This is a genomic window from Pacificispira sp. HM-600 (assembly GCF_977993705.1).
In genome coordinates, this window is the sequence record NZ_OZ388079.1 from 2,641,749 (window position 1) to 2,659,686 (window position 17,938).

Consider the following 17,938-nt stretch of genomic DNA (forward strand, 5'->3'; position numbering starts at 1 on the left):
GGGGCCGGATGTCGAGGGGTGAGATCGAGCGGGGCAGCGTTCGCATTCATGCGGTGAGAGCGGTACGCAGCGATCGGGGTCGCGCCTCTGTCGGCTCAGTCGCCCTGATCGACAACCGCGTCCTCGGCGTCTTCCATCGCCGCTGCGCCCTCTTCGGGCGATTCCGAGCCGGCATCCGCGGCGGCATCGTCGGCCTGCTGCGACTGCTCGTCGGCGTCGCGTCCCGATTCTGTGGTGGATTCGTTCATTTCGTGCTCCTTTATCGAGGATGTGATGGGGCTTGCTCAGATTTCGTAGGTGCTGGCGACGATAGGGCTCTCTTCGAGGTGTGCGAGTAGATCCGCGACGTCGTCGTAGACGGCGACGGCGCCCGCTGCGAGAAGTTCTTCTGAGCTGTACCCGCCGCTGCGCACCCCGACGCTCCGAACTCCCGCGCGCGATGCCGAGTAGATGTCCCACACGGAGTCGCCGACCAGCAGCGCACGCTCGGGGGTGACCTGAGCCCGCTCCACGGCGACGTTGACCAGATCGGGTTCGGGCTTGGCTGCCTCGACGTCCTCGCCGGAGGTGACCGCGTCCACGGCATCCGGAACATCGAGCACGGCGAGGAGCGCGTCCAGCTCTTCCTGGGGCGCCGAGGTCGCCAAGACGACGCGATGTCCGCGACGCGAGAGTTCGCCCAGCAACTCGCGGGCGGAAGCGAACGCCCGGAGTCGGTCGGTCGTCTCTGAGTAGTTCCGGGCGTGCGCCTGCTTCACGGTGTCGCCCACAGCTTCGGCATCCTCTCCGAGCAGGCGTTCCAGCAGCTTGCCCGAGTCCATACCGATCGCGCGGTGGATGCGCCACACGTCGACCGGATGTCCCGCTTCGACGAACGCCCTGTCCCAGGCGTCAATGTGAAGGTAGTTCGAGTCGACGAGGGTTCCATCGATGTCGAAGAGGACCGCGATCGGGTCGGCGGGGGGTGGGGACATGGTCCCAGCAAACGGCATCACGCGCCGGGTGCCGAGGGGCTGGCGGAATCCCCTCGAGTGTGCCAGTCGGTGCGCCTCGCATGCCTGCGAAAGCGCAACCCCCGCCAACACACAGACAGAGTGAGGTAAAACCATATGAGGGGGAATGTAACGACCTCCTGAAGGAGATTCTGTGCCCGGAAATGCCACCGCTCGCTTCAGCAACGTCGCGTTGCTCTCTGTTGCGAGCGTTCTTCCCGGTCGTGTGACGACCTCCGACGACATCGAAGACCGCCTGGCGCCGTCGCTGAAACGCCTGAAGCTCCGCAGCGGTCTGCTCAAACGCGTCGCCGGTGTCCTCGAGCGACGCAACTGGGCCGCGGGCGAGACGGTCGACGCGGCCACCATCACGGCCGGGCAGCGCGCGCTCGCGGAAGCGGGGGTTGACGCGTCCGAGGTCGGTCTACTGATCAACACCTCCGTTACGCGAACGAATCTCGAGCCTTCCGTTGCCGTCGCCCTGCACCACGGACTCGACCTGCCGAGCTCCGCGGTCAACTTCGACATCGCCAACGCCTGCCTCGGTTTCATCAACGGCATGTCGCTCGCCGCGACGATGATCGAATCCGGTCAAATCCGTTACGCCGTCGTCGTCGCAGGCGAAGACGCCGACGAGATTCAGGTCAACACGATCGAGCGCCTTCTGCTCGCCGAGAGCGATCGTGACGGCTTCATGAGCGAGTTCGCCTCTCTCACGCTGGGCTCGGGCTCCGCGGCGGCCGTGCTCGGCCGTGCCGACGAGCACCCCGAGGGGCACCGCATCCTCGGCGGAGTCACCCGCGCCGCGACCGAGTTTCACCGGCTCTGCGTCGGCAGCGTCGATGGCATGTTCACCGACGCGAAGGCTCTCCTCAAGGGCGGGCTCGACCTGGTCGTCTCGGCCTGGAAAGACGCCGCGCACGAGTGGGACTGGAAATCGATGAACCGGTACATCACGCACCAGGTCTCGTCGATCCACACGCACGCGATCGTCAAGGCGGTGAATCTGGATGCCTCCCGCGTTCCGACGACCTTCCCGCACTACGGAAACATCGGCCCGGCGTCGGTCCCGATCACGCTGGTCGAAGAGCAGGCGTCGCTGCGCAGGGGCGACCGGGTGCTGCTGATGGGAGTCGGCTCGGGGCTGAACACGGCCATGATGGAACTCGCCTGGTGAACGACGCTGAGAGGCGGACGATCGCAGGATTGCCTGATTTCGACATCCGCTTCAGTCGTACGCGCCTCGTGCGCGATCGGACAGCGGATGTCTCGCGCGAGTGGCACTATCTCGACACCGGCGACGAACTCGAGCGCGTCGCACGAGAGCGTGGCGTGGAGGTCGCGGGGACGATCCTCGCCGTGCACGGCAACCCGACCTGGTCGTACCTGTGGCGTCGCCTTGCCTCGGCGTCGCTGCGGGCCGCAGAAGCGGGCCAGCCGGCCTGGCGCGTGATCGCGGTCGACCAGCTCGACATGGGCTTTTCAGCGCGCACGGGGACGACCCGGACTCTGCCGCAGCGGGTCAACGACCTCGCCGACTTCACCGATGACCTGGGCATCGCGGGCCCGGTCATCACGCTCGGCCATGACTGGGGCGGTGTGATCTCGTTGGGGTGGGCGATCGATCACCCCGAGCTCCTCGCCGGAGTCATCACGCTGAACACGGCCGTGCACCATCCCGAAGGCGTGCCGATCCCGGCCCCGCTGCGCCTCGCCGGCGCTCGCGGTGTGCTCGCGGCGTCCACCGTCGCGACCCCCGCCTTTCTCGAGACGACGCTCGCGCTGGCCCAGCCGCCGCTCGCGCCGGAGGTCAAGGATGCCTTCCGTGCGCCCTATTCTTCGGCCGCGCAGCGGCACGGCATCGGCGCCTTCGTCGCGGATATCCCGGTGGATGCGTCGCACGGGAGCTTTGCGGAATTGCAGCGCATCGCCGCCGGCGTGGCGGAGCTCACGGTGCCCGCTCTGCTTTTGTGGGGCCCGAAGGATCCGATCTTCGGCGACCGGTACCTGGACGACCTGATCGACCGTCTGCCCCACGCCGATGTGCACCGCTTCGAGGGCGCGGGCCATCTGCTCGCCGAGGACCGGCCCTACGCGGATGCGATCCTGACGTGGCTCGGCGACAACGCCGAGGCGCTTGTTCTGGGAGATGCCGGCGGGTCGGATGTCTCGACCACGGATGTCTCGACCACGGATGTCTCGACCACGGATGTCTCGACCACGGATGTCTCGACCGTTGCGGATTCTGAGGCCGAGTCATTCACCCCGTTGTGGGCCGCGCTCGAGGCACGACGCGACGACGACGATGTCGCGATCATCGACATGGCGGTGAAGACGCGCGCGGGACGGCAGGGTTCTGAGCAGCTGAGCGGCGTGCGGCGCGTCAGCTGGCGGCAGCTCGACGACCGCGTCCGGAGCCTGGCGGCGGGCCTTGACCGCGCCGGGGTGAAGAAGGGGCAGCGCGTTTCGGTGCTCGTCCCGCCGGGGCCCACACTCACCGCTGTCGTCTACGCGTGCCTGCGCATCGGCGCGGTCGTCGTCGTGGCCGATGCTGGGCTCGGCGTCCGCGGACTCTCGCGCGCCGTGCGGGGGGCCTGGCCGGATGTCGTCATCGGCGAGTTGCCGGGACTTTCCGCAGCCCGGGCGCTGGGATGGCCCGGCATGCGCATCTCGGTCGCGCGCCTGCCCCGAGCATCCGCGAAACTTCTCGGTGTTGCGCACGATCTGTCGGAGATCGCTCGCACGGGCGCCGCGGCGCTCCGCTCGGGTGCCCTGCCCGCAGAGCCGGCGCCCGAAGATCCCGCGGCGATCCTGTTCACGTCGGGCTCGACGGGCCCCGCGAAGGGCGTCGCGTACACGCATCGTCAGCTTTCGGCGCTCCGTGATGTGCTCGCGGCTCACTTCGAGGTGAGCACCGACACGGGGCTCGTGACCGGTTTCGCGCCGTTTGCCCTGCTGGGGCCCGCGCTCGGTACCCGGTCGGCGACGCCGGATATGGATGTCTCGGCACCGCGGACCCTCACCGCGCGGGCCGTCGCGGCAGCGGTGCGGGCCTCCGATGCGCGCATCGTCTTCCTCTCGCCTGCAGCGATCCTGAACGTCGTCGCCACCGCCGGTGACCTGTCTGGCGACGATCGTCGTGCGCTCGAGGGCGTCAGGACATTCCTCTCGACCGGCGCTCCGGTCGGTGAGCCGCTGCTGGCCGCCGCGGCTGAGCTGATGCCCCACGCCGAACCCCACACTCCGTACGGCATGACCGAATGTCTGCTCGTCACGGACGTGACCCTCGCGGGCATTCGCGCCGTATCGGATGCCGCCGACCGCGGCGTCTGCGTCGGCTCGCCCATCGGGTCGAACCGGGTGCTCATCAGTGCGTTGGATGCCGAGGGCCGCGCTGTCGGGGCGCCGAGCGACGAGCCCGGCGTGCTGGGCGAGGTCATTGTGTCGGCCGCGCACCTGAAGACGTCGTACGACCGGCTCTGGCTGACCGACCGAGGGGCGGTCCGCGATATCCCCGCCGACGGGCGCTGGCACCGCACAGGCGATGTCGGCCATCTCGACGCGGATGGTCGCCTCTGGATCGAGGGACGCCTGCCCCACGTTCTGACCACCGCCGACGGTCCGGTCGCCCCCGTCGGGCCGGAACAGCAGATGGAGGGCGCGGCAGGCGTTCGGCGCGCGGCGGTCGTCGGGGTCGGCCCGGAGGGGCTTCACCAAGCCGTGGCCGTCGTCGAGGCCGTGCCATCTGTCGCACGCCCCGGCCTGGCCTCTCCCGAGCTGACCGCGGACGTTCGGGCACGCACAGAACTGCCCCTCGTCGCGGTGCTGGTCGTTCGACAGCTGCCCACCGACATCCGTCACAACTCCAAGATCGACCGCACGCGTCTGTCGGAGTGGGCCGAGCGCACCCTCGCGGGCGGACGGATGACTCGGCCGTGATCGTCGCGGTGACGGGGGCATCCGGATACCTCGGTCGCGCCGTTGCGGCGGAGCTGGCCGCATCCGGGCACGATGTGCGCACGCTGCAGCGTCGACCCTCGGGGGTCGAGGGGGTCGCCGACATCCGCGGCTCGATCACCGACGCAGATGCAGTCGCGCGCCTCGTTGACGGGGCAGAGGGCGTTGTTCACCTCGCCGCGAAGGTGTCGCTCGCGGGCGACCCCGCGGAGTTTCGTGCTGTGAATGTCGAGGGAACGCGGGCCGTGCTCGACGCCGCGGCGCGGGCCGGAGCATCCCGGTTCGTGCAGGTGTCGTCGCCATCCGTGGCGCATGCTGGTTCTGCGCTCGCCGGGGTGGGCGCAGAGCCGGCGTCGCCGACCGACGCCCGGGGCGAGTACGCCCGTACGAAGGCCGAAGCCGAACTGATCGCGCTCGACCGCGACTCGGACGCCATGCGGGTTGTGGCGGTGCGCCCGCACCTCGCCTGGGGGCCGGGGGACACGCAGCTGGTCGGCCGCATCCTCGACCGCGCGCGCCGGGGGCGCCTGCCGCTGCTCGACGGCGGACGGGCCTTGATCGACTCGACCTACGTCGACAACGCGGCCACCGGGATCGTGGCCGCGCTCCACCGGGCCCACACCGCGCGAGGACGTGCGTTCGTGATCACAAACGGCGAGCCGCGGCCGGTCGGTGAACTCCTTGCGGGAATCTGCCTAGCCTCGGGCGTGCGGCCCCCGCGGTGGAGCATCCCCGCGGGTGTCGCGCGCACGGCGGGATCGCTGATCGAACGGGCCTGGGCGCTCCGGCCGGGAGAGGACGAACCCCCGATGACTCGTTTCTTGGCCGAACAGCTGTCGACCGCGCACTGGTTCGATCAGCGCGAGACACGTCAGGCCCTCGATTGGGCTCCGACCGTCAGCATCGACGAGGGGCTCCGTCGCCTCGCGGAGTACTCCGCCCCCTGATCGGAGGGTCACGCCCTGCTCGCCAGGGCAGAACGGCGGGGATGGTGCACGCCGTCCGCGATGCGACCCTCGTCGCGCACCCCGGCCGGGTGACGGCACTCGTCGGACCGAACGGGTCGGGCAAGACGACGCTGCTGCTCATGCTGGCCTCGCTTCTCATTCCCGACGCGGGTGAGGTGCGGATCGGGGGAGTGGACCCCGTCTCGGATCCCCAGGGAGCTCGCGCGTTGCTCGGCTGGATGCCCGACGCGCTGGGGGCCTGGCCCTCGCTGACCGTGCGCGAGACGCTCGTGACGACGGCTCGGCTCTACCGGATTCCGCACGACAAGGCCGCGGTGCGCGTCGGCGAACTGATCGAGCTGGTCGGCCTCGCAGACCTCGCGGACGCTCCCGCCCGAGTCTTGTCACGCGGGCAGAAGCAGCGTTTGGGGCTCGCCCGTGCGCTCGTTCACGAGCCGAGTGTGCTGCTGCTCGACGAACCGGCTTCGGGGCTCGACCCCCGAGCGCGCGTCGAGCTGAGGCAGCTGCTGCGCCGGCTCGCGGCGGAGGGGCGCACGATCCTTGTCTCCAGTCATGTGCTCTCCGAGCTCGAAGAGGTCGCGGACGACGCTGTCTTCATGGTGCGCGGCGAAACCGTCGGCGCGGATCGTGTCGCCGCTGCCGCATCCAGGCTCAGCGACTGGCGCGTGCGGTTGACCGCGGCGGGCGGCGAAGGCGCGGATGCCGTGGGCCGCATCGTCGAGGCACGCCCCGAGTTCGACGGGGCATCCGTGCGCAGCGAGCGCCGCGACATCCTGATCCCGTTCGCGTCGGAATCGGATGCGGCGGCAGCGCTGGCCCGTCTCGTCGCCGCAGGCCTGCCCGTCGCGGAGTTCGCGCCCGCCACCGGCGCCCTCGAGCGGACCTTCCTCGATCTCGGTGAGGATCTCGATGCAGGCCCGGGAAACAGGCCGGGCACCGAGGGAGGGGAGGGGCAGTGATGAAGAACTTCGGCTCAGGCACCGCCACGGTCGCCGCCCTCGAGCTGCGGCAGCGCGTGCGCAGCGTTGCGTGGTACGTGCTGCTGTCGCTGTTCGCCGTGATTCTGCTCGTGGTCTCTCTGCTGGCCAGCATGGTCTTCTCGGGCTCGATGGACCAGTTGCGCGGTGCCTACTCGGTCGCCGTCTACATCGTCCTGCTGCTCGTGACCTTCGTCAGTCCGGCGCTGAGCGGCAACGCGATCAACGGCGATTGCGACCAGGCGACGCTTGCGCCCGTGCAGGTCACTCTGGTCTCGACCGCTCAGATCCTGACCGGCAAGTTCGTGGCCGCGTGGGCAACGGGTCTGGCGTTCGCGCTCGTCGCCGTGCCCTTCATCGTGTTCATGTCGCTTGCGGGCGATGTGCCGGCGGGAGTGGTCGCGGCGTCCCTCGGTGTGTTGATCGTCGAGATCGGCGTCATCGCCGCCCTCGGCGTCGGGTTCTCGGGCATCCTGAATCGTCCACTGTTCTCGGTCGCCACGACCTACTTGGTGGTCGCCGCGCTGACCATCGGCACCGTCGTTGCGTTCGGTCTCGGGAGCGCGGCCGTGCGCACCGAGGTGACGGACCGCTACCGCTCGTATGAATACACCTCCGAGGGCCTGACGACGACCAATCCGCCCACGTGTGCCCGTGGCAGGAATCGCAACGTGAGGTGCCGCGGTACGACCACGTGTGGTGGATCCTGGCGGCGAACCCGTTCGTCATACTTGCCGACGCCACTCCCATCGCCTTCTCGCGCGAGGGGTACCCCGTCGACACGTTCGGTCAGATCGCGTGGTGCGTGCGCGCCGCCCAGTTGCCACCCGAAGGTTCGTCGTGGGACGAGTGCGATTCGCGTGGCATGTACGCCCCGGGCGAGACGCCCGAAGAAGTGTATTCGCGCACGGTGCCGAGCTGGTTCGCGGGCCTCGGCATCCAGATCGTGCTCGCGGGCGGGGTGCTGTTGTGGGCTGGGTTGCGCACCCGCACACCGGCGAAACGTCTTCCCCGGGGTAGCCGCATCGCCTAGGCGTACTGCAGAACCCGCTTTCGGGTAAGTCGCGGATCAGCGCACGCCGAGGGCGCTGCGGGTCACTTCGACAAGCTCGGTGACCGGGGGGGGGGGGGCAGCGGGCGCGGCGGACGCGTGTCTCAGAACGGCGGTGGGTCTGAGGAGGGCGTGAAGATGACCAGCGCGGGCGGGGGTTTGTCGATGTAGACGTGGCCGCCGGGTGAGGTCCATTCGAGGACTCCGCCGCCGAGTTGTCGGACGGTCCACGCCGTTTCGCCCTTCAACGTGTGGTGTCGTTTGCACAAGCACGCCAGGTTGCAGACGCTGGTTTCGCCGCCGAGGGCGTAGTCGAGGGTGTGGTCCCGGTCGCACCGGTGGGCGGGTTGTCGGCATCCGGGGAATCGGCAGTGTTGATCCCGAGCCCGGAGGAACCGTTTCATGTCGGCGGACGGGGTGTATCGGTCGACCGCGAGAACACATCCCGTGATCGGGTCAGCCAGGACCCGATCCCACCCGGCCGCGTGCCCTGCGAGCTGGCGGGCCGTAGCCGGGTCGATCGGGCATCGGCCCACCAGCTCGGCGGGCTCGTCGGTCACCCCCGCGAGTGCGAGCGCGGGGACGGTGACGTTCACAATCCCGCGAATCGTCCCGAGACCACCGAACCCGTCCGACATCCCGGCGCCGGTTTCGACGGTGGGCGTCGTGGTGAGCACCATGTCGGCGACGAGGTCAGCACGAATCTGATCCAACGTTCGCGTGTCGGTCGGGTCGGCTTTCTTCAACGCCTGAGCCTGCTGCGTGATCCGGTCGTGCATCGCATGCGCGAGCACTGCGGGCTGGGTAGAGATGAACTCGGCCATCCCGTCGCCGATGTCCCGCACGCACGCACCCCGCGACGCTCGTGCCTGCTTGTGACGCTCCGCGAGCGGGCGCGGCTGCAGCGACTCGGCCAGACGCGCGAGCGATGCCCCGAGCCTCCCGGGCGTGGTCCCCTCGGCCCGCACCAGCGCTTCACGTTCGAACAGGGCGCGTGCGTCCGGGCCGGTGAGCGGGAGTCCGTGTTCCATGATCACCGCGACATGTCCGCCACTGACGCGCCCCTCGTCCCACGCCGCGAACGTGGCGGGGAACGACTCTTCCAATACGGCGGCGTCGTTCATGCGGCGTTGCACGGTTCGGTCTGACATGTTCATTGCGGCGCCGAGTTCTGCCGCCAAGGCACGGAACGGCAGCTCGGCTTCGCGCGACGAGGGGGACGCCAGTTCCGCGACCCGGCGCGCACCGACGTGCGCGGCTTTCGCGAACACTCGCGCGAGCGCGGCTTCCGTACGCGCCATCGCGCGCCGGGCTTCGATGCCCTCCCCGGCGAGCTCGCGCGCGATCACGTCCACGCCTGTCGTTTCGACGTCATCACAGCTCGAATGCATGTTCGAAACTCTACGGACAACCACCGACATCCGAACCCCGAAAAGCCCCCAAATCACGCCGAAATCACACCGGAGAGATGAGAGTTCTCACATCTCGCGACGCCTCGAGATCGCGGCCGTGGACCGCGGGATGCAGCAGACGGGCCCGCAGGCCGGTTCTCTATCGAATCGGATGACCGGCGCCCGACCTGACGCCGGGTCGGGCCGCTGTGCGCTCACGCGCGCACCTCGGTGACGAGGGCGAGCGCATCTCGTACCGCCCCGCGCAGAACGGGGAGTCGGGTCAGGGGCACAAGCCGTGCGAAGAGCTTCAGAGCCCGATCGAGAAGTCTCCGGGTGCGACGCTGGCCCTCGGACGTGTCGTAGACCCAGTACAGCGCGAGCAGCAGGTGTGCGAGCACGAGCGCACGAGGGAGCAGCGAGCGGATGTCATCGGGCAGGCCGGTAATCGCGGCACCGCCTACGGCCTCCGCGAAAAGCTCCTCCACGATCGCAAAAGCCTCGGCCGACTCCGTCGACAGCGGGTTGATCGGCGAGCGCGGCGAGACGGCGGCCGACAGGAACTCGCCCGCGTGCGCGTGATACGGCGTGAGCTGGTCGAGGCCGGTCGAGAATACGATCCGGAGGCGCTCGATTAGGCGACCTTCGTCTGCAAGAAGCGGCTCGGCCGCCGCGCGGTGCGCCTCCTGCACGTCGAGATAGAGCTCCTGAATGTGGTGGTTCTTCGACGGGAAGTGGTAATTCGTGGCTCCCACCGACATGCCGAGCTCGTCCGCGATCTTCCTGATCGTCGTCGCGTCGTAGCCGTTGTCACGAAACGACCGGAGCGCCGCCCCGCGGATGCGCTGCCGGGTCAGTTCGCCCTTTCCGGGTGGTCGGTCACGAGACATCCGATGTGCTGGGTCGGCGCGTCTCGGATCGTCCGGGGCTCTAGGGTTGCGGTGTGCCCATCAACGATCCGCTGCCCGATCGCCCCGCGCCCGACAACCCCACGGGCAAGCTCGTTCTTCTTCGCCACGGCGAGACGGAATGGTCGAAGCTCGGCAGGCATACGGGTCTGACCGACATACCGCTCACCGCACATGGCGAAGATCTCGCTCGCGGTGCGGGTGAGCTCGTTTCGGACTACAACTTCTCGCTGATCCTGACCTCGCCGCTCGAGCGTGCGCGGCGCACGGCGGAGCTCGCGGGCCTTGAGGCCGACGTCGACCCCCTCCTGGTCGAGTGGGACTACGGCGGGTTCGAGGGGCGAACGACCCGAGACATCCGTGCCGAACTCGGGTACGACTGGAGCGCTTTCACGCACGGTGTGATCCGCGGCAAGACCCCCGGTGAGACGGTCGAAGAGGTCGCGGGGCGCGCGTCGCGGGTGCTCACGCGGGTGCTGCCGGCGATGGTCGAGGGGGATGTCGCCCTCGTGGCGCACGGGCATTTCCTGCGCATCTTGACGGCGGTGTATCTGCGGATGGCGCCCCGTTTCGGCGCCCAGATCACCCTGGATGCCGGGTCGGTTTCGGTGTTGAGCTACTACCGCGAGCAGCCCGCCATCCTGTCGTGGAACTACGGACTCGCGCTGCCGATGGTGCCGTCGGAGTCCTGACGCCGCCTGCGCATCACGGGCAAACGCGGACTCTGCTCCCGGCGAACTCGACGACGTCGCCGATCTGCAGCTGCCGTCCGCGGCGGCGCTCGACCTCACCGTTCACGGCCACGTAGCCGTCGATGATCGCCTCTTTCACGAGTCCGCCCGAGTCGAGCATTCCTGCGAACTTCAGGAATGGACCGAGGCGGATCATGTCGCCACCGATCGAGATGTCGTCGACCGGAGCTGAATTCGTCATGCCGGAAGGCTAGCCGACGGAGGGGAGAAGATCGCCAGACGGCGGGGCGGAGGTCGCGCCTTGCGAGCGGATCGCCGCGGTCACGAGGAAGCGGATGGTCGAGGTTCGTCGGGGCAGCTGATCACTGCATCGGCACAAGGGCAGCGAGGACTTCTGCCGGCGCGACGCGGGCTCGGAAAGCCGGATCCACCAGGCGCTGACACCCATCGAGCTCCACGGTGAATGGTGCCGCATCAGGGCCAACCACGTCGGGGTGTACGACGACCAGCTGTTGAGCGCTGTCGGCACACGGTGCCGCGGCGGGGGCGCGTCGAGCCGCGGCGACGATCGCCCGCGCGTCGGTGGCGTTCAGCTCCCTCGCGCCGACGAAAACGCTGTCGGGGCCCACGACCGTGGGTGAGTTTTCGCGTGCAGGGGCTGCGGCGTATGTGCACACCCGGGCACCAGTGATGGCTGCGGGGTCGGGCCATCCGGGCATTTCATCGGGAATGAGCGCCACGCTGCCGCCGTGTTCGCTCGCGTCGGCGCGAGGCGAGTGCTCGTCACTCGAGAGGTCCTCATCACCGTCGACTCCCTGGAGAATCAGCAGTCCCGCCTGGCTCGCGCAGCCCGCCGCGGTCGCCGCCGCCGATTCCATCAGCGACGCGCTCGCGGTCGTTGTCTCGACAACGGTCAGGGTGTCGAGAGCGCTGTTGAGGCCGACGGACTTGGGCGCGCCGCATCCGGTCGAGGGCAACGCGACGCGCACGACAAGACCGTCTTCGTTCTCGACCCACAGCTCCGGCAGGATGTATCCGACGGTGGTGCAGGCACCGATCGATAGCGAGTCGCTGGGTGTGGCGAGTGCGGCCAGAACGGGGTCGAGGTCGCCCTCGAGGCGTTCGAGGACTGCTCCCGACCAGGTGCCGTCGGCATCCTGCCACGACGCGTAGGGGTCGCATCGCAGGATCGCGACCGCCGCGAAATCGGGCGGGACGAGCCCTGCTTCGGCGTATCCGTCGTCGTAGGTTTCGGGGCACGTGACGGCGTCCACCGGAACCGCGTTGACCCGCGGATCGGGGCCGACGCCGGGAATGACGCCGCACCCGGTCAGTGCCACGACGAGCGTGAGCGCCACGATTGTCGCCCTGCGTCGCATCACTCACCTCCGGTTTCGACGCTAGATGAGCGGGAGGAGCGGCGCGCAACAAGCCCATAACGATGGGGTCGCCGCGGCTCAAGCGGCTTTTACACTAGGCACCGTGTTGATCACGCTTCACAACAGGTCTCTGAGGCCCGCGCAGCAGCCGTCAGGAGCTGTCCGCGGCGGACGATGACGATCGGCGTCGCCGTGTCCGTAGGCTGACGGCATGATGGCGCGGACTGCGGACCCGCGGGCCTGCCCCACCTGTGGCGACCCGCTCACGTTCGAGATTCTCGATGATGAACGATTTCTCGTCGCGTGGTCGTGCATGAGCTGCGGATTGATTCGCACCACCGAGCCCGTCTAAGCGAGCGAGCAAGCGAGCGAGTGTCGACGTTGCGGGAGTAGTATGTACGCGATGTACCTGGTGTACATCGCTGAAAGGAAATGCCATGTCGATCGCCGTCGACTACCCCACGTTTACCCAAGCTCGGATTCACCTCAAGGACGTTCTCGACTCGAACGCCCGCGGCATCACTGTCACTGTGCGTCGCGACGAGCAGGTTTCTGCGGTCGTGCCAGCGAACCGCCTTCGTGAGCACTTCTTCAGCACCGTTGCGCCCCGTGTGCGGTTGCTGGCGGATGATGATCGTGTTGTCGCGCTCATGGAGGGGCGACCGTTTGTCTCCGAGGGAGCGGATGTCGATGGTGCGCTTGCCGATCTTGCGCTTACTTTGCGTGAGTACGCGGAGGATTGGGAAGATCGGTTGCAGCATGCGCCGAACCATTCGCAGCACTGGGCGCTTGTCCAGCTGATCAAGTTGTCTACGGACGACGAATTGGCGGAATGGTTTACGCACGGCGGTGAGTGAGAAGCATCCGCCCGCCACGCGCGAGGCCCACGACCAGTTCTGCGAGAACGAAAAGTGGACGTTGGTCCGTGGCGCTACCGGGAGACCTGTCACGCACCACAGGACGTATGAGCTCGACCTCTGGGACGGGCGAATTCTGCGGACGCGCATCTCCCGGCCCATCGACAAGACTGACTATGCAGCGAGCATGTGGTCGCACATCCTCAAGAACCAGCTCGAGGTGACGGCGGAGGCGTTCTGGGCATGCGTGAACAGAGGCGTGGTCCCTGATCGAGGAAAGCCGGATTCGCCCGACGTCACGAAGGCAATCCCCCTCTTCCTGCGCCAGGCGCTTCGAGAGCGTGGTGTTGACGACGCGACTATCCTCGCGCTCGATCCCGCGAGCGCAGCGGCACTGCTCGCGGCGACGTATCTCGATGAGCAGGTCGAAAGCGATGGCGAACCTCAGAAGTAGATGCGATGTTGGGAGCCCTTTCGGAGACCGGCCCTCGACGCGCGCTTTTCGCTCCGCCGCGCTCGTCCTTCACGGAACTAGCGTGTGAGGGTGCGCCGCCGCCGCAATTTCTCAACCGCCCAGCCATCCGCTGCCATGCGCGCTCGATACGCGAAGCGGCGGCAACGGCGAGTCGCCCGCGCAGACAACGACCTGACCGCCGAAGAGTGGTCCGATCTGCTCGACGCCTGGGGTGGCTGTGCCTATTGCCGGGCAGAGGGTCCGGCGCTGCAGCGCGACTGCATCATGCCCATCTCTCGCGGCGGCCGCTACACGCTCGAGAACGTGGTGCCTGCCTGCGCGTCGTGCAACGCGAGCAAGAGCAACGACGAAGTGACCGGATGGCTGCGGCGCAAGAAGCTCGACGAGCGCACGTTTCTGCTTCGCCACGCGGAGGTTCTGCGGGCTCTCCGGCCGTCCGACGACGTCGGTAGCGCCGGCTGACCGGTTCGCGCCCGCGATGGCCAGGCGCTACCGCGTCGGCGGGGCCGAACCGGGGGATACGACGCCCGCCAGCTCCCGGAACAGGTCGGTGGCGCGGTTGGTGTAGTCGCCGGTCTCGTCAAAGGCGCTCTCGTCGAACGTGACGACGACCGCGAGGGCAACGTCTTCCTCTGGCAGGTACGCCTCGACGGCCGCCGTGCCGCTGAACATCGGGTTCTGCAGAATCCAGTCGCCCATCATCACGACGCCGATTCCGTAGGTGTAGATCTCGGAGTGCGGGAAGCACGCCGGGCATCCGTCGACCGCGGTCGCGATGTCCCGGGTATCGAGATTCAGTTGCCGCTCGTGCATCTCGGGGGAGAGCAGCTCTCCGGTGCCGATGCCCTGCGCGGTGCGGATGAGGTCGTCGATGTCGGTGTACTGGACGGCGCCGCGCGTGATGGTCCACGACGGGTTCCAGAAAGTCGAGTCTTCGAGGAAGCCCGTGCCGGCGGGCACACCCAGGTAGGCGCGGCGTTCCGCAGTGAAGGCGTGCAGCGCGGGGCCGGGAATCTCGGCCGTGCCCGGGTCTGCGGTGTTGTCGAGTCCGAGCGGATCGAGCACGCGGTCCTCCAGCAGCTGCTCCATGGGCTGCCCGGTGATCCTCTCGAGCGCCAGGCCCAGCAGCACGTAGTTGGTGTGGGAGTAATTCCAGTTCGTGCCCGGCTCGTAGAGCAGAGGCCTCGAGGTTCCGTACGCGGCGAGTTCTTCCGGCGTCCACTGGCGAAATGGGTTCGCCTCCAGCTGCGCAATCAGCTCGGCATCCCAGAGGTAGTCGGCGTAGCCCGAGGTCATCTGTGCGAGTTGCCCCAGCGTGACCCGATCGGCGTTCGGCACGTCGGGCAGCCATTCCGACAGTGTGTCGTCGAGCGTGACCGTCCCCTCTTCCACGAGAAGCAGGAGCGCGGTCGCCACATACGAGATGGCGACCGCTCCGTTGCGGAAGTGCATGTCGGTGGTGGCGGGCACCCCGGTCATCGACTCCCCGAAGGCTTCCGAGATGATCGGTTGCCCGTCGCGGGTGGCCTGCACGATCACCGCGCGAAGGCCCCAGTCATCCATCCGCTCGGTGATCGTGTCGCGGATCTCGTCGGCCACCGCATCGGTGCCCGGGGCGTTGCTCGATGTTGAGGGCGACGTGGATGTGTCGTCTGTGGGCGGCCCGAAGGTGCATGCAGACAGCGCCAGGATGGTTGTGACCAGCACACCGACGGTGGACAACATCCGCGCTCGCCACATCCGCCGACGGTATCAGGTCACGGCGACGGCGCTGTTGACGACGAGGGCGCGCGATGTCCGGGCGTCCCGGGCCATCGGGATCAACAGCTACCGCTTACGCCGCGTCTCGTGCGCCCAAATCGCGATCTCCACGCGATTGCGGGCGCCGAGCTTGGTCATCAGACTCGCGACGTGAGTCTTGACCGTGCTCAGCGTGATGTACAGCTCGGCCGCGATCTCACTGTTACTCAAGCCACTCGCGACCTTGGCGAGAACCTGCTCTTCGCGCTCGGTGAGCGGCTCGATCGGCTGCGGCAAGGATGCCGCAGGCTCTGCCCCCGCGAACGCTTCGAGCAGACGCACGGTGACATTCGGCGCGATCAGGGCATCGCCGCTGGCGGCGGCACGAATCGCCTGGGCGAGCATCTCCGAGCCAGCGTCCTTGAGGAGAAAGCCTTTCGCTCCCGCCCGCAGCGCCGCGAACACATACTCGTCGAGGTCGAACGTCGTGATGATGACGACCGCGATCGGATGCTCGGTTCCCGGGCCGGCGATCGCTCGGGTCGCCTCGATGCCGTCGAGGCCAGGCATCCGGATGTCGAAGAGGCAGACATCCGGTCGAAGGCTGTGCGCGAGGGCGACCGCCTCGGTGCCGTCGTGGGCCTGCCCGACGACCTCGATGTCGGGCTGCGCGGAGAGGATCATGCTGAGCCCGGTGCGCACGAGTTCCTGGTCGTCGGCGACGAGCACGCGAATTGTCACGGTGCCCATCCAACACGAGGCAGCACGGCGGTGACCGCCCATCCGCCGCCTGGCGCCGGCCCGGCCTGACACGCACCGCCGAACAGAGCCGCACGTTCCATCATGCCGATGATGCCGAAGCCGGGAACCGGGGAGACCGCGGCATCGCCGTCGTTGGTCACGTTCACACGCACTCCGCCGTCATCCACGCTCACGACGACGTCGATGCGCGTGACCTGCCGCGCGTGGCGCAGGGCATTGGTCACCGACTCCTGGGCGAGGCGGAAGACGGCCGCGGCGACGGGCGGCGGGATGCGGTCACCGTCACTGTCACTGTCACCGTCGACCCGCACCGTGACCGCCGCGCCACCCGGCCGCTTTCCGGCGAGCTGGTGGATGTCAGTCAGCCCCGGGCTGGGCGCCAGGTCGGCGGACTCGTGCTGGCGCAGCACGCGCACCATCGACCGCAGCTCGCTCAGCGTGGTGGCAGCCTCGGCCTCGATCACTCCGAGGGCGTCGGTCGCGGCATCCGGGTCGTGCGCCGCCATCGCAACGCCCGCCTGCGCGCGAATCGCGATCGCTGAGACGTGGTGGGCGACCGTGTCGTGCAGGTCACGCGCCAGGTGTTCGCGCTCGAGCATCCGGATGCGGTCGAGGTCGCGCTGGCGGGACCCCGCGCGCGTGCGGAACACCGCGCCGAGCACCGCGACCGAGAGCAGCAGAGCGAAGCCACCGATCAGGTCGTCGAACCTGCCGTCGCGAACAAACGCGAGCGCGAGGCTACCGAGGAGTATCCCCGAGCCGAACACGAGGTCACGGCCGGGACCCCAGCGGAAGAGGGCGTAGATGACGACCACGACGAAGACGGCCGTGTAGGGCACCGAATCGGGCTCGACGAGCTGCAGTGGCGTCGACACCACGACGGCGATCACGAGCATGAGCAGGGGTCGCTGGCGTCGCCACAGCACTGTCGGGGCGATCGCGATCACACCCAGCACCGACAGGACGGGATGGGTGAGGTCGGTCCTGACGACTCCCTCGACGGCGGCGAGCGCCACGACGACGCCGAGCAAGACCCCGTCGCGCCACACGCGGCGCGGTGGTGCGGGCATGGCCGCCGGCGCATTCCACACCGAGCGGATGAGCCCGGTCACCACCTCATTGGCGCGCGCGGAGTGCATGGGCCCGCCTCACGATGATCAGCTCGGCCGCAACGCTGTTGATCACGAACGCCGCGGCAACCAGCACGGTTTCACCAAAGGTATCGACTTCGCCGACGGTGAGCGTCCAGAGTGCGAAGACGAGCGCTTGCGTTCCACCCGAGACGGCGATCGCGTAAGCGCGCGTCAGCCACGCGCCATGCGAGACGAAGGCGCGGCGGCGGATCGCGATCACCCCCATCACGAGGAAGCCCGTCATCGCGATCGCAAAGATGACACGGACCATCGCCAGGGCGAACTCGTCCGCCGGGCCGCCGAAGAAGACCGCCAACCAGAGGCTGGAGAGGGCCCCGATGAAGCCGGCGGGGATGAGTACGCGCCCGGCCGTGCGATGCCAGGTGCGCCGTATCCGCAACGCCGGCGAGAACTGAAACGCACCCACCAGGCAGAACACGCTCATCGCCACGACGTGGCCTATCAGCGGGATCAGGGGAGCGGTCGACGCTTTTCCTGCGGTCAGCTCGCCCAGGCTGAGAGCGCCTCCCAGCACGGGGAGTGCGCTGAGAAGTAAGAACCCCGTGATGGCGAGCCAGCCAGTGCGGGGACGCTGTGCGCCACGGGTGCGGGCGGGCGTCGCTGGCGGAGTACGCGTCGAAGTCATGCATCGATGC

19 protein-coding genes are annotated in these 17,938 nt (G+C 68.4%); 9 read left to right on the forward strand and 10 right to left on the reverse strand.

Features of this window, described 5'->3' with window-relative positions; all coding sequences use genetic code 11:
* Positions 1–95 precede the first annotated feature (95 nt).
* The gene (locus tag ACXZ1E_RS12665) at positions 96–248 is read right to left on the reverse strand and encodes a hypothetical protein (RefSeq protein WP_458040831.1); all 153 of its coding nucleotides are present in this window, start codon (positions 246–248) and stop codon (positions 96–98) included.
* 36 nt (positions 249–284) lie between these two features.
* Positions 285–974 carry an HAD family hydrolase gene (locus ACXZ1E_RS12670; RefSeq protein WP_458040832.1) on the reverse strand — a complete coding sequence of 230 codons (690 nt, stop codon included), beginning with the start codon at positions 972–974 and terminating at the stop codon, positions 285–287.
* A 172-nt stretch (positions 975–1,146) separates the two neighbouring features.
* Between ACXZ1E_RS12670 and ACXZ1E_RS12675 the strand changes: the two genes are divergently transcribed.
* Genes ACXZ1E_RS12675 through ACXZ1E_RS12695 form a run of 5 tightly spaced genes read left to right on the forward strand, consistent with a single transcriptional unit; the run spans position 1,147 to position 7,955 of the window.
* Positions 1,147–2,169, forward strand: coding sequence for a 3-oxoacyl-ACP synthase III (locus tag ACXZ1E_RS12675; RefSeq protein WP_458040833.1), 1,023 nt, complete (start codon positions 1,147–1,149; stop codon positions 2,167–2,169).
* 29 nt (positions 2,170–2,198) lie between these two features.
* Positions 2,199–4,931, forward strand: a complete 2,733-nt coding sequence (locus ACXZ1E_RS12680; protein ID WP_458351960.1) for an alpha/beta fold hydrolase — start codon at positions 2,199–2,201, stop codon at positions 4,929–4,931.
* Positions 4,928–5,896 carry an NAD-dependent epimerase/dehydratase family protein gene (locus tag ACXZ1E_RS12685; RefSeq protein WP_458040834.1) on the forward strand — a complete coding sequence of 323 codons (969 nt, stop codon included), beginning with the start codon at positions 4,928–4,930 and terminating at the stop codon, positions 5,894–5,896. Before ACXZ1E_RS12680 ends, ACXZ1E_RS12685 begins: the two co-directional genes overlap by 4 nt.
* Positions 5,897–5,937: 41 nt before the next feature.
* Entirely contained in the window at positions 5,938–6,876 is a 939-nt protein-coding gene (locus ACXZ1E_RS12690) for an ABC transporter ATP-binding protein (RefSeq protein WP_458040835.1), read from the forward strand.
* The gene (locus ACXZ1E_RS12695) at positions 6,876–7,955 is read left to right on the forward strand and encodes an ABC transporter permease (protein WP_458040836.1); all 1,080 of its coding nucleotides are present in this window, start codon (positions 6,876–6,878) and stop codon (positions 7,953–7,955) included. Before ACXZ1E_RS12690 ends, ACXZ1E_RS12695 begins: the two co-directional genes overlap by 1 nt.
* A 94-nt stretch (positions 7,956–8,049) precedes the next feature.
* On the opposite strand, the gene ACXZ1E_RS12700 is transcribed toward ACXZ1E_RS12695, so the two are convergent.
* Positions 8,050–9,336 (reverse strand): DUF222 domain-containing protein, encoded by a 1,287-nt coding sequence (locus ACXZ1E_RS12700; protein WP_458040837.1) that lies wholly within the window; start codon positions 9,334–9,336, stop codon positions 8,050–8,052.
* Positions 9,337–9,551: 215 nt separating this feature from the next.
* Positions 9,552–10,226, reverse strand: a complete 675-nt coding sequence (locus tag ACXZ1E_RS12705; protein ID WP_458040838.1) for a TetR family transcriptional regulator — start codon at positions 10,224–10,226, stop codon at positions 9,552–9,554.
* A 53-nt stretch (positions 10,227–10,279) separates the two neighbouring features.
* On the opposite strand from ACXZ1E_RS12705, the gene ACXZ1E_RS12710 reads away from it, so the two are divergent.
* Positions 10,280–10,936: a histidine phosphatase family protein gene (locus ACXZ1E_RS12710; protein ID WP_458040839.1), complete on the forward strand. Its 657-nt coding sequence runs from the start codon at positions 10,280–10,282 to the stop codon at positions 10,934–10,936.
* A gap of 13 nt (positions 10,937–10,949) precedes the next feature.
* Here the strand turns inward: ACXZ1E_RS12710 and ACXZ1E_RS12715 are convergent, their stop codons facing one another.
* Both ACXZ1E_RS12715 and ACXZ1E_RS12720 read right to left on the reverse strand, forming a co-directional pair.
* Positions 10,950–11,177 (reverse strand): RNA-binding S4 domain-containing protein, encoded by a 228-nt coding sequence (locus ACXZ1E_RS12715; RefSeq protein WP_458040840.1) that lies wholly within the window; start codon positions 11,175–11,177, stop codon positions 10,950–10,952.
* A gap of 121 nt (positions 11,178–11,298) precedes the next feature.
* Entirely contained in the window at positions 11,299–12,294 is a 996-nt protein-coding gene (locus ACXZ1E_RS12720; RefSeq protein ID WP_458040841.1) for a hypothetical protein, read from the reverse strand.
* A gap of 458 nt (positions 12,295–12,752) precedes the next feature.
* Here ACXZ1E_RS12720 and ACXZ1E_RS12725 point away from each other — a divergent pair, with 458 nt between their 5' ends.
* From ACXZ1E_RS12725 to ACXZ1E_RS12735, 3 genes are all read left to right on the forward strand, one after another.
* Entirely contained in the window at positions 12,753–13,172 is a 420-nt protein-coding gene (locus ACXZ1E_RS12725; RefSeq protein WP_458040842.1) for a hypothetical protein, read from the forward strand.
* Positions 13,173–13,359: 187 nt separating this feature from the next.
* Positions 13,360–13,626, forward strand: a complete 267-nt coding sequence (locus tag ACXZ1E_RS12730; RefSeq protein ID WP_458040843.1) for a hypothetical protein — start codon at positions 13,360–13,362, stop codon at positions 13,624–13,626.
* A 90-nt stretch (positions 13,627–13,716) separates the two neighbouring features.
* Positions 13,717–14,109, forward strand: coding sequence for an HNH endonuclease (locus ACXZ1E_RS12735; RefSeq protein WP_458040844.1), 393 nt, complete (start codon positions 13,717–13,719; stop codon positions 14,107–14,109).
* A 27-nt stretch (positions 14,110–14,136) separates the two neighbouring features.
* On the opposite strand, the gene ACXZ1E_RS12740 is transcribed toward ACXZ1E_RS12735, so the two are convergent.
* The 4 genes from ACXZ1E_RS12740 to ACXZ1E_RS12755 all read right to left on the reverse strand — a co-directional run bounded on the left by ACXZ1E_RS12740 (position 14,137) and on the right by ACXZ1E_RS12755 (position 17,928).
* A complete protein-coding gene (locus tag ACXZ1E_RS12740; protein WP_458040845.1) occupies positions 14,137–15,387 on the reverse strand; it encodes a serine hydrolase domain-containing protein in 1,251 nt (416 codons plus the stop codon).
* Between the two features lie 87 nt (positions 15,388–15,474).
* Positions 15,475–16,128, reverse strand: a complete 654-nt coding sequence (locus ACXZ1E_RS12745) for a response regulator (protein WP_458040846.1) — start codon at positions 16,126–16,128, stop codon at positions 15,475–15,477.
* Positions 16,125–17,288 carry a sensor histidine kinase gene (locus ACXZ1E_RS12750; RefSeq protein ID WP_458040847.1) on the reverse strand — a complete coding sequence of 388 codons (1,164 nt, stop codon included), beginning with the start codon at positions 17,286–17,288 and terminating at the stop codon, positions 16,125–16,127. The genes ACXZ1E_RS12745 and ACXZ1E_RS12750 overlap by 4 nt, the downstream gene beginning before the upstream one ends.
* Entirely contained in the window at positions 17,266–17,928 is a 663-nt protein-coding gene (locus ACXZ1E_RS12755) for a DUF2306 domain-containing protein (RefSeq protein WP_458040848.1), read from the reverse strand. The genes ACXZ1E_RS12750 and ACXZ1E_RS12755 overlap by 23 nt, the downstream gene beginning before the upstream one ends.
* Positions 17,929–17,938 lie beyond the last annotated feature (10 nt).